The following is an 11,678-nucleotide window of genomic DNA, read 5'->3' as shown; positions in this document are numbered from 1 at the left end:
CAAAATAACGCATTGAAACCTTTATATTGCGCTTTCTAAATTTTTCTCTGGCAGCATGATAACTCCTACTAATCCGAAGGCCGTTAACTTACGACAGTTCAAAAAAAAGGTTGAGGACAATAAACGAAAACTGAGACGGTTCCTGACCAAGCTGGAATCTCAACGACCTGCAGGCCTCGACAAAATGACTGTGGAAATTGAAAAGGAAACCTGGGAAAAAATAGACTGCCTCACCTGTGCCAATTGCTGCAAGAAGATGAGTCCCACCTTCACCACGAAAGACATCACCCGCATCTCCGCACACCTCGGCATGACACCTGGGGCATTCAAGGAAAAGTGGCTTTTCTTTGACAAAAAAGACAAGGACTGGATGAATGTAAAACAGCCCTGCCAGTTCCTCGACCTGAAAACAAACATGTGCTCGATCTACGAGGTGCGTCCCGCAGATTGCGCAGGTTTCCCCCACCTGTCAAAAAAGAAAGCAATCGACTACCTCCACGTTCACAAGCAGAATATTGAGTATTGTCCTGCCACTTACTCAATGGTGGAACGAATGAAAGAAAGGTTTCAGACATCCTCAAAATAATCAATCGACAGATCGCTACCTCTCAACCTGATAGATACTACATCAAACTGGATCCTTCTCCATTGCGGATGTTGTTCGAGAAATGCTTCTGCAGCGATCAGGATCGATCGTAACTTGGCCGGGTCAACCTGAACTTCGGGCATCCCGAATGCCGTCGATCGTCTTGTCTTGACTTCAATGAAATGAAGCCTGTTCTCTTTTGTGGCAATGATATCGATCTCGCGTTTCCCGCTACGCCAGTTGCGCTCCATCACCACAAATCCATGCGCTTCCAGCCAATCGGCCGCAATTTTTTCGCCACCTGTTCCAACTGATAAATGATTTGACAAGCTTTCCTGTTTGCAGTATTTTCGACCCTTAGCTATGACACAACAAAATAAAATATTTGCACTGGAAGGTAAAGTGCAACACTATCAATGGGGTGGTTTCACCTACATTCCAACGTTGTTATCACGGTCAAACGACGCACAACAGCCGTTCGCAGAATATTGGCTTGGAGCACACGCACAGGCGCCTGCCGTTCTGAAAAATGACGGTGCCCTTGATTCCTTCATCAAGGCAAATCCTGAAGTGCTGGGCGAGAAGGTAAAAAAACAGTTCGGAAGATTGCCATACCTGCTGAAAGTGCTTGATGTAAAAGATATGCTCAGTATCCAGGTGCATCCTTCCAAAAAAGATGCAGAAAAAGGATTCGCTGCGGAGAATGCATCCGGCCTGGCGGCAACTGCTTCCAACCGGAACTATAAAGATGATAATCATAAACCCGAGCTTGCAGCAGCCCTCGGCGAATTCTGGCTCCTGCACGGGTTCAGGTCACCCGGCTCCATGAAGAAGATGATGCAGGATGTACCGGAAATGATGTTCCTGCAAAACGATTTCGGCGAAGGCGATTACCAGAAAGTTTACAGCCGCGTGATGGAGATGGACCAGGATGAAGTCAACAAACGACTCCAGCCGTTGCTGGAAAGAATACTACCTGCTTACGAACAAAACCGGCTTGACAAGGACCATCCCGATTTCTGGGCCGCAAGAGCCGCGGTAACATTCAGCGAGCCGGGAAAAACAGACCGGGGAATTTTTTCGGTTTATTTGCTGAACCTCGTCAGGCTCTCAAAAGGAGAGGCTATTTTCCAGGACGCCGGGATTTTACACGCCTATCTTGAAGGCCAGAATGTGGAGATTATGGCCAATTCTGATAATGTATTGCGGGGTGGACTGACACCTAAACACATCGATGTTCCGGAACTGATGAAACATGTAAGTTTCAAGGCGGTAGACCCGAATATATTGACCGGAACCCCTGTAAATAAGGGCGAGGACGCATTTCTCACCCCGGCCGAAGATTTCGAACTGCATGTGATCAACCTCCACGGCGGGCAGAGTACGGAAAGCAAGGCGAAAACAGTTGAGATTTTCGTGGTGACTGAAGGTGAGGCCACGATCGAAGCCGCCGGGTCAATTTTATCGCTTTCCAAAGGTGAATGTGCAATGTCGGTAGCTGGCGCCGAACTGACCATCAGGTCATTGGAAGGAGCTGAGCTTTATCGGGCAACCGTTCCGCAGTAGCATTATTTCTATTATTTTTGCCTCAACATTGAACATTATGAAACTCAACAGATCCATACTGATCTCCCTCTGCCTGCTGATAGTCGTTGCAGCCCTGTATCGCATCATACCCGCGCGTCCTTTCGGATTCGCACCTCATATAGCCATGGCCATCTTCGGTGGCGCAATCATTAAGGACAGGAAATGGGCATTTGCCCTGCCGGTTTTCTCCATGTTCCTGAGCGACCTGATGTATGAACTTTTGTTCCGCGCAGGGATTAGTGATACACAGGGATTTTATGCCGGGCAATTCACCAACTATGTTCTCTTTCTCGGGTTAACCCTCGTTGGATTTGCCATCCGCAAACACGTTAGTACGCTAAGTATTTTCGCTGCTTCACTTGCCGGACCTACAATCTATTTCGTTCTTTCTAACTTTTTCGTATGGTTTGCCGGGGGTGGGTTCCAGCGCCCGAAAACTTTTGCCGGACTGATGCAGTGTTATGCCGACGGTCTTCCTTTTTACTATGGAAGCATAGTCGCTACCATGGTGTTTGGCGCGTTGTTGTTTGGGGGTTACTACCTGGTTGCAGGCGAAAAGAAGCAACTTCAGTCTGCCTGAAGTTTGCCGCGTTCGACAGAATAATATGACCGGACTGCTCCTTTCAGGGGTTTCCAGTTCACGATATCAAAATGTTTTTCACCAGACGATGAGCCCTGGATGGTATGAACCTCCAGGGCTTTTCTTTTTCGTTTCCAGCTGAGTGGCAGACCAGCCTTACATTCTTCCGGTCCCTTTCTCCTGTTCCGGATAAAAAAAGCCTTGTTGGTTCCGTATACGATCGCTGTGCCGTCGGGCTCTATACAAACCGCGGTTTTTTCATCTACTCCAATGCCTTTTACAACTGGCAAAGACCAATCAGAATTCATCCTGGCCAGCCAGGTCACAAGTCTGCCCTGCCGGTTGCGTTGTGTATAATGCTGGTCGGTTATTGTATTGGCAAGAAACGGAGCGAGAAGGAAGCTGTCGCGTTGAATGGTAACATTCGGATGATATGGATCATGCAGTGCCTGTTCCGAAGTGACAGATCCATTTTGCGCGGCAAAATAAATTCTTCCCAGAATTGCCGTTCCCGCACTGGTTCCGCCAACAGGTACTTTCTTCGTATTCAGGAGATAATTGATCGCATCTTCCACCGGGCTATCCTTCCAGTACTTCACATAGTTCCACTGGTCTCCGCCCGCGATAAACAGCATTTCGGCACCGCGGATCCTGGTAACTGCGAAGCTGTCGTAGCTTTTTTCCCGGCTATCGAGAATCAATGTTTCCACGGAATTTACTTTTCCAAGCGAATACAAATAACTGTTATAACCATCGGCACCGGATGACCTGATCACGACCACATCGCCGCCACCGCATTTGGAAATCATCCACCGCAAAGCTGCGTCAACATCCGTACTGCCTCCCATGAGCATGATGCCGCCAGTCGTAACCGCCTGTACATCAGCTGCATCCCCGGTAAGGTAGGAGGTGACCTGCGACTGTGCCATGCATAAATTAGAAACACCAAAAAGGAATAACGATGGCAGGAATCTTTTGATCATATTCATCGGTTTGGATAGAACTAGAAAAGCTGGTCCTGGTAATTCACTTCAGGTGCACGTGAATGCCGGTTCATGAGGTATTCATTCCGCCAGGCAATCACAGCTGCAAAAACTGCAAGGAAGAAGATGATGGACAAGCCCGTTGCAACGCTGTATTGTTCCGCGACCAGGCCTATCATCGAAGGGCCGGCAAGAAACCCGATCAGTCCGCCGCTGGCAACGGCAGAAATCCCGGTGACCGGGCTCACACCCGGAACTTTCGTTGCAGTGCTGAAAAGGATTGGAACGATGCAGGAGAAACCAAGTCCTATCAGGGTGAAACCGGCAATGGCAGTGGCTATGCTTCCGAATGAGATGGCAACCAGGAACCCTGAGGCAGCAACCAGGCTGCCGGTAATGGCCATCCTTTTGCTTCCTAGTTTTGGGATCCAGCTGTCACCATTAAAACGACCTATTGCCATGGCAATTGAAAAGCCTGCAAATCCTAGTCCTGCTACGGCCTTGCTGCCACCAAGTGATTCCTTCAGGTAAATCGCACTCCAGTCGGCTACACATCCCTCACCCATGAACGTTACAAAGCAGATAAATGCAAGTCCGATCACGCCGCCGGCAGGAAGCCTGAATGAGGTATCGGATTCAATGTGCTGGTTATAAGACAGCAGGTAGCCGCGAACCGAGATCAATATTCCGGCAAGTGCCACAGCAACAAAAGCGATCTGCCAGCCGGAAGGGATTTTTACGGCATAGAAAATTGCAGCGAGGCCGGCGCTGATGCCCCCGCCCAGGCTGTACATGCCATGACTTGCACTCATGATCCGGCGGTTGTGCTGTTTTTCGAGCAAGTCTACGACTGCATTTGTGGAAACGCCGTTCAGGAATCCCACCAGCCCGTTTGCATATAATGCGAGCCAAAGTAATACCGGCGTGAAAGCCGTGACCTGCAGAATGAAGATCAGGCAATACAATAAATGCCCGGTAAGCATCCATTTACCGACGGCAATCTTTTTAAAAACGAACGGTGCCGCCACCACGCCTGTTAATGCGCCGGCCGGTGCAAGCAGCAGGGATAATCCAAGGGTCGCATCGGTGAGTCCAAGCCGCAGTTTGATCTGGGGAATAGCCGCCACCCAGATCCCAAGCAGCACACTCGCAACTGTAAACAGGAACCCAATGGTGAGACTTGGCTTATGACGGAAATAAGCGATTGTATTGGTCAGCATAGATTTTTTGTAAGCACTAACTGGTGACGGCATTCAATGCCATCCTCCACGATTTTGGTGGGATAATGCTGAACAAAATAGTTCCAGCGGATATCTGAAAGTTCAAAGCCGAATTGCTGGTAAATTTTTAATTGCCGCGTACTTGAATTCCCGGTATTGATCTGCAGTATCGAGTAGCCAAGCCGCTTCGCACGTTCACAGGCCTCCTGCATCAATAGCTGTGCAATTCCTTTACCGCGGTATGTTGCCGCAACGGCAAGATTCCTGATCTCTGCTTTCTCCCTGGTTTCCGGTGTCATAGCGAGGATGCCGATTATCTTTCCTTCAGTTATGGCTGCCAGCACGAGACTGAATGAAATGTAGTTACGAACCCGGGATTCATCAGGATCTGCTTCAAGCAAAAGATGTATGGGCAATGGTGCCCCGTCGGGAACCTGTTCGATCACAACTTCAGGAGAAGTGGTTGTTTTGGCCATCCCTTCAAATATCTGGATTTTTTTTCCTGCGTCAGGAACTTTCTGCTTCGTAAGCAGTGTCGATGAGAAGGTCTTTACCATCGGCTGCTGTAGTGGCAAGCACATCACAACGGTTGTTGTATGGATTGTCTGCATGCCCTTTCACCCAATGGAAGCGAATGGAATGCTGCTGGGAAAGTGTGTGATAGCGCATCCAGAGATCCTTGTTTTTTTTGCCGCCACTGAAGTTGGTAGCGATCCATTTGCGCAGCCATCCCTGTTCAACAGCCTTCACAACATATTGGCTGTCGCTGTAGATCATGATCTGCAATCCTTTTTTGGTCAGCGCTTCAAGGCCGGCTATTACAGCCATCAGTTCCATCCTGTTGTTGGTCGTCAGCCTGTAACCGCCGGAAAGCTCTTTTTCCTTTGTTCCCCATTTCAATATTGTGCCGAAACCGCCTGGTCCCGGATTTCCTCTGCTTGCGCCGTCGGTGTAAATAATCAACATAAGAGGGCAAAGTAAGTAAAAGGAGTTGATGAACTGCGAGAATTCAATAAGTCAATGGTTGAATGGGTCAATCGCCAATTCATTCTCCTATACCTGAAATACTCCCGTTTTCAGTTGATCAATATGGGGATTGTGGTTCGCGGCATTGATACCTTCCGAGATGACCATACGCGTCTTGCCAGGATCAATAATATCATCTACCCAAAGCCGTGCGGCCGCATAATAGGGTGTAGTTTGTTTTTCGTAACGGCCTTTGATGTCGTTGAGTAATCGTTGCTCCTCTTCGGGTGGCACTGTTTCACCTTTTGCCTTCATGCCCGCAACCTGGATCTGCAGTAAGGTTCTTGCTGCCTGGTCACCGCCCATAACGGCAATGCGCGCAGTCGGCCAGGCATAAATGAATCTTGGATCATAGGCCTTGCCGCACATCGCGTAATTACCAGCCCCGTAGGAATTGCCGGTTACAATTGTGAATTTGGGAACCACTGAATTGGCCACCGCATTCACCATCTTGGCCCCGTCCTTGATAATGCCCGCATGCTCGCTTCTGCTTCCAACCATAAACCCGGTAACATCCTGCAGGAATACGAGGGGAATCCGTTTCTGGTTGCAGTTGAGAATGAACCTGGCTGCTTTGTCAGCACTGTCGTTATAGATCACGCCGCCAAGCTGCATTTCTCCTTTTTTATTTTTTACGATCAGTCGCTGGTTTGCGACGATGCCAACAGCCCACCCGTCAATTCTCGCATACCCGCAAACGATAGTTTTACCATAATCGGCTTTGAACTCATCAAACTCCGAACCGTCTGTAATGCATTCAATGATCTCCCGCACATCGTAAGGCTTTGCATTTCCTTCGGGGATTATATGATAAATGTCTTCGCGATTCCGTGTCGGTTCAACAGGTGTAACCCGGTCGTATCCCGCTTTGGCCGGGTTGCCAAGCTTGCTTACAATCCGTTTGACCTGGTCGAGACATTCCTGCTCAGTTTTGAATCGATAGTCTGCAATGCCGCTGATCGATGTGTGGGTGACAGCACCGCCAAGTGTTTCCACATCAATGTCTTCGCCGATCGCTGCTTTAACAAGGTACGGTCCTGCAAGAAAGATGGATCCGTTTCCTTCAACCATCAGTGTTTCATCACTCATGATCGGCAGGTACGCGCCACCTGCCACGCAGGCGCCCATCACGGCTGCGATCTGCGTAATGCCCATCCCGCTCATCCTCGCATTGTTGCGGAATACCCGCCCGAAATGTTCCTTGTCGGGGAAGATCTCATCCTGCATGGGAAGAAAAACGCCGGCACTGTCAACCAGGTAAATTACCGGCAAATGATTTTCCATCGCGATCTCCTGCATGCGCAGGTTCTTTTTACCTGTAATGGGAAACCAGGCGCCCGCTTTCACGGTCTGGTCGTTTGCCATAATCACGCATTGCCGGCCACTCACATAACCTATGCCCGCAACTGTGCCGCCGGCAGGACATCCCCCTTCTGCTTCATACATGTCATACCCGGCAAAAGCCCCGATCTCGACAAAATCACAGTTTTCATCCAGCAGGTAACTGATGCGTTCGCGCGCTGTCAGCTTATTTCTCTCATGCTGCTTCTCGATGGCTTTCTTTCCGCCACCAAGCCTGATCTTCTCCAGTTTTGTGCGAACCTCACTCATGGCAAGTTTCATGGCATCTTCATTGCGGTGCTTTTCGATATTCATGACAGGTATCAGTTATGGTGCAAAATACGGATTAGGAAGATATAAAAACAAACAGCTGTTAGCTTTTTCAGCTGGCGCGAACAATCTAATATTGCTACCAGTTTATTTGTGAATGTACATGGTCACACAACAGAAATACCGGTATATAGTTTTGTTCAGCCTGCTGGCAGTGGCGCTGGCAATTAAAATCTTTTCGTGGTTTCCGGCTGCGGTTGAACGTTATTATTCACAGGGTATCTATCCGGCAATTTCCCGGATGCTCCGCTGGCTTTTTGGCTGGGTACCTTTCAGTATGGGGGATATCTTATACGCCATTGCCGGGATCCTGATTATTTCGGCTATATGGAAACTGATTCGCGCCATTATACAGAAGCGGGTAAATTCATCCTGGCTGCTTCGGTCAGGCGTTCGCGTTATGACCTGGTGGCTGTGCATTTATATTGTGTTCAACCTGTTCTGGGGATTGAATTATAACCGCCTGGGGATCGCACACCAGGCCGGTCTTGAAGTTACCCGGTACAAAACAGCGGAGCTTGACACGCTGGTGAACCTCCTGATCGTTCGCATGAACCAATTGCGCGAAGTGTCCCTGCCCGAAAGGAATCCTTTGCTGCACAAACGAACCCTGTTTAAAAATGCGTTTGCTGCCTATTCTGTGCCGGACGGAGACGCGCCTTTTCTCAGGTATGGCGGTCAATCAGTAAAGCCTTCCATCTATAGCCATGTGGGAAATTACCTCGGGTTTACCGGGTACTACAACCCATTTACCGGTGAGGCGCAGGTGAATACGACGGTCCCGGTTTTCGTACAGCCCTTCACTACCTGCCATGAAATTGGTCACCAGATGGGCTATGCGAAAGAAAATGAGGCCAACCTGGCCGGCTATCTCACGGCAAGCCATAGCAGCAGGCCCGCATTCAAATATTCCGCTTATTTCGACCTTTACCTGTATGCGATCCGTGACCTCTACCAGCGCGATTCAATGAGGTCGCTTGAGCTGTTTGAACAGCTCTCACCGGGCGTGAAGGCCGACATCAGCGCCCTCCGCGATTTCAACCTGAAACATGTGGGCTTTATGGAACCCCTTGTCCGCAGCCTGTATGCACAGTTTCTCCGGGTAAACCAGCAGCCTGGCGGCATGATGAGCTATAACCAGGTGGTGGCCATGGTGATCGCGTATATGCGCAAATATGGCAAGCATGCCGTCTGCCCCTAGCCGCTTGCCACCCAAATAAAAATTTTGGCCGGTCGGCAAAATTTGTCGCATATTGGCGAATCAAAATATACATAATGAGAAAATCGAGTTTACTGCTTTCATTCGCCCTTGCTGCAACGGGGGCAATGGCACAAAGCAAGAAGACGACCCCTGTCACTCCAGCCGCGGATACAGCGAAGAAGTCCGCCCCGGCCGCTCCGGCCAAATCTTCCATCAAGGATAAAGTGAAATCCAGCAGGAAGGTTGATGGACTGTTTACCCTTTACCAGGATACCGTTACGGGAAGCCTGCAGATGTATGTTAGAAAGGACCAGCTCGGAAAAGATTTCATCTACCAGAGTTTCTCCATGGGCGGACCAACAAGTTTGTTCCTGCACCAGAACATGATCAGGGCTACATTCCTTTTCAAAGTGCAGAAATCATACGATAGACTCGAATTCCTGCAACAGAATACGAACTTCTATTACGATAAGAACAACGCGGTAAGCAAGTCTGCCAACGTAGACGTGAGCGATGCCGTGATGTTCGCCGACAAATTCAGCGCTGAAGACAGTTTAGGTTACCTGGTATCTGTTGACGGACTGCTGATCGGTGACAAGCTTGATCCCGTTAAACCCGTTTTCCCGCCAACCATTCCGCCCGGTGCAATTTTTAACCTCGGAATGTTCAATGCTTCCAAGAGCAAATACGGACTCGTTCGTTCTTTCCCGAACAATACAGACGTGATCGTTGAACTGGCATACGATAACCCTATGCCGCTGAATGGTGGTGGTAAGGACATTACAGATGCCCGTTATGTTCGCGTGAAAATGCAGCATTCATTCCTGGAAGTTCCTGAGAATGATTTCCGTGCCCGCCGCGACGATCCGCGCGTTGGTTATTTCGGAGCTGAAGTGGATGACCTGACTTCCATTTCCCCAACCCCATACAAAGATTTTATCAGCAGGTGGAATCTCGTTAAGAAAGATCCTTCTGCAGCCATCAGTGAGCCTGTTGAACCTATCGTTTGGTGGATAGAGAACACAACCCCGGTTGAACTCCGCGAAACCATTAAGGAAGCAGGTGAAAAATGGAATGAAGCTTTCGAAAAAGCAGGTTTCAAAAATGCAGTTGTGATGAAGATCATGCCTGACAATGCTGATTGGGATCCTGCTGATATCCGTTATAACGTGATCCGCTGGGTAAGCTCTGCAAACCCTCCGTATGGCGCGATCGGGCCCAGCTTCTTCAACCCACGCAATGGCCAGATCCTCGGTGCTGATATCACCGTTGAATGGAAAAGCGGTGCAGGTACACCAAACTTTGATGAGCTGTTCAATGGCGGTCTCACCGGTGCGGTAACTACCATGCCCTGGGAAAATATTGAAGCAGCCATGAAGCCCGGAGCTACTTACAACATGTTTGGCAAGAAGCACATGGCAAGCTGTAACCTCGCTAACGAACTCGCGACACAGTTCCAGTCAGGTGTTTCTGCGCTGGAAGTGCTCGATAACAATGGCGACGGAAACAGCAAGGAGACCATCAAGGAAATGCACAAGCAGTTCCTGTATTACCTGATCCTGCATGAAATGGGCCACACCCTTGGTCTGAACCACAACATGAAGGCCAGCCAGATGCTGACTCCTGCACAGGTTAATGATAAAGCACTTACTGCAAAAATTGGTCTGCAGGGTTCGGTGATGGACTATCCTTCCATCAACGTAAGCCGCGACAGGTCTAAGCAGGGTGATTACTATACGACCAAAGCAGGTCCTTATGACCTGTGGGCGATCGAATATGGTTATACTCCGTTCACTGCAGCGGAAGAAGAAGCAGGCCTGCGCAAGATCCTGGCCCGCAGCACAGATCCACAACTCACATTCGGTAACGACGCTGATGATATGCGTAGTCCGGGTGGTGGTATCGATCCCCGCGTAATGATCAACGACATGAGTAGCGATATGGTTACTTATGCTGAAGAGCGCTTCAAACTGGTGAACACGATGGTGCCGAAAATGAAAGCACGTTTCGCCCGTCCTGATGCCAGCTATGCAGAACTTCGTGGCCGTTACCTGATGCTGCAGTCTCAACGTATGCAGATGGCAAACAGCGTTAGCCGTTATATCGGTGGCGTGTATGTAGACAGGAGCTATCCTGGCCAGAATGCTACGGTGAAGCCGTTTACTCCGGTTTCTGCCGACTACCAGAAAAAGGCGATGGCATTGCTCACCAAATATATCTGGGCACCGAACGCATTCGAAACTGATACACAGTTGTTCCCTTACCTGCAGATGCAGCGTCGTGGTTTCAACTTCTTCGGATCAACCGAAGATTACAAACCGCAGAACATTGCAGTTACTGTACAAATGTCGCCGCTGGCACAAATCCTGCATCCGATCACACTCAGCAGGATCAACAACAGTGGACTGTATGGCAATACCTACAGCGTTGCTGACGTAATGAGCGATCTCGTTAAAGGGATCTTCAACGAAGACCTGAAAACCAACGTGAACCTGTACCGTCAGAACCTGCAGACTGAGTTCGTAAGAGGACTTGCTATGATTGCAAACGCCCCAATGGGTTACGACAATGCTTCAAAAGCAGCTGCCGTTTCAACCCTGAAAAAAGTAAGGGCTTCACTTACAACAGCAGTAAGCACCAACGAACAGAGCCGTGCTCACAGGACGAACCTGAACTTCCTGATCGACAAAGCACTCGCGGTGAAGTAAAAATCGAAAATGAAATAATCAAAAAAGGCAACCTGCGAAGGTTGCCTTTTTTTTACCCGTCGGGTCCCACCCGTCGGGTCCCACCCGTCGGGTCCCACCCGTCGGGTCCCACCCGT

The 11,678-nt window shown here is 49.4% G+C and carries 11 protein-coding genes; 5 read left to right on the top strand and 6 right to left on the bottom strand.

The genetic code is table 11. The annotated features are described in order from the left end of the window. Positions 1-55: 55 nt before the first annotated feature. Positions 56-586, top strand: coding sequence for a YkgJ family cysteine cluster protein (locus tag OI18_RS17945; RefSeq protein ID WP_039142375.1), 531 nt, complete (start codon positions 56-58; stop codon positions 584-586). Here the strand turns inward: OI18_RS17945 and OI18_RS17940 are convergent. Next, positions 568-915, bottom strand: coding sequence for a YraN family protein (locus OI18_RS17940; protein ID WP_039142373.1), 348 nt, complete (start codon positions 913-915; stop codon positions 568-570). The two genes, OI18_RS17945 and OI18_RS17940, sit on opposite strands and share 19 nt — an antisense overlap. A 34-nt stretch (positions 916-949) precedes the next feature. Here OI18_RS17940 and manA point away from each other — a divergent pair, with 34 nt between their 5' ends. Both manA and OI18_RS17930 read left to right on the top strand, forming a co-directional pair. Then, a complete protein-coding gene (gene manA, locus OI18_RS17935; protein ID WP_039142371.1) occupies positions 950-2,152 on the top strand; it encodes a mannose-6-phosphate isomerase, class I in 1,203 nt (400 codons plus the stop codon). A gap of 37 nt (positions 2,153-2,189) precedes the next feature. Further along, positions 2,190-2,753, top strand: a complete 564-nt coding sequence (locus OI18_RS17930; RefSeq protein WP_039142369.1) for a DUF6580 family putative transport protein — start codon at positions 2,190-2,192, stop codon at positions 2,751-2,753. Here OI18_RS17930 and OI18_RS17925 read toward each other — a convergent pair. The 5 genes from OI18_RS17925 to OI18_RS17905 form a co-directional block, all read right to left on the bottom strand. Then, the gene (locus OI18_RS17925; RefSeq protein WP_160290257.1) at positions 2,741-3,736 is read right to left on the bottom strand and encodes a cyanophycinase; all 996 of its coding nucleotides are present in this window, start codon (positions 3,734-3,736) and stop codon (positions 2,741-2,743) included. The two genes, OI18_RS17930 and OI18_RS17925, sit on opposite strands and share 13 nt — an antisense overlap. A 20-nt stretch (positions 3,737-3,756) precedes the next feature. Then, positions 3,757-4,956, bottom strand: coding sequence for an MFS transporter (locus OI18_RS17920; RefSeq protein ID WP_039142367.1), 1,200 nt, complete (start codon positions 4,954-4,956; stop codon positions 3,757-3,759). Beyond that, entirely contained in the window at positions 4,950-5,513 is a 564-nt protein-coding gene (locus OI18_RS17915; protein WP_160290256.1) for a GNAT family N-acetyltransferase, read from the bottom strand. The genes OI18_RS17920 and OI18_RS17915 overlap by 7 nt, the downstream gene beginning before the upstream one ends. Further along, positions 5,464-5,922, bottom strand: coding sequence for a ribonuclease HI (gene rnhA / locus OI18_RS17910; RefSeq protein ID WP_039142363.1), 459 nt, complete (start codon positions 5,920-5,922; stop codon positions 5,464-5,466). The genes OI18_RS17915 and rnhA overlap by 50 nt, the downstream gene beginning before the upstream one ends. Before the next feature lie 87 nt (positions 5,923-6,009). After that, positions 6,010-7,638, bottom strand: coding sequence for an acyl-CoA carboxylase subunit beta (locus OI18_RS17905; protein WP_039142362.1), 1,629 nt, complete (start codon positions 7,636-7,638; stop codon positions 6,010-6,012). Between the two features lie 118 nt (positions 7,639-7,756). Here OI18_RS17905 and OI18_RS17900 point away from each other — a divergent pair, with 118 nt between their 5' ends. Further along, a complete protein-coding gene (locus OI18_RS17900; protein ID WP_039142643.1) occupies positions 7,757-8,854 on the top strand; it encodes a DUF3810 domain-containing protein in 1,098 nt (365 codons plus the stop codon). 74 nt (positions 8,855-8,928) lie between these two features. Then, positions 8,929-11,562, top strand: coding sequence for a zinc-dependent metalloprotease (locus OI18_RS17895; protein ID WP_039142360.1), 2,634 nt, complete (start codon positions 8,929-8,931; stop codon positions 11,560-11,562). Positions 11,563-11,678 lie beyond the last annotated feature (116 nt).

Source organism: Flavihumibacter solisilvae, from assembly GCF_000814475.1.
GTDB lineage: Bacteria > Bacteroidota > Bacteroidia > Chitinophagales > Chitinophagaceae > Flavihumibacter > Flavihumibacter solisilvae.
This window is presented reverse-complemented; position numbering and strand designations above follow the sequence as displayed.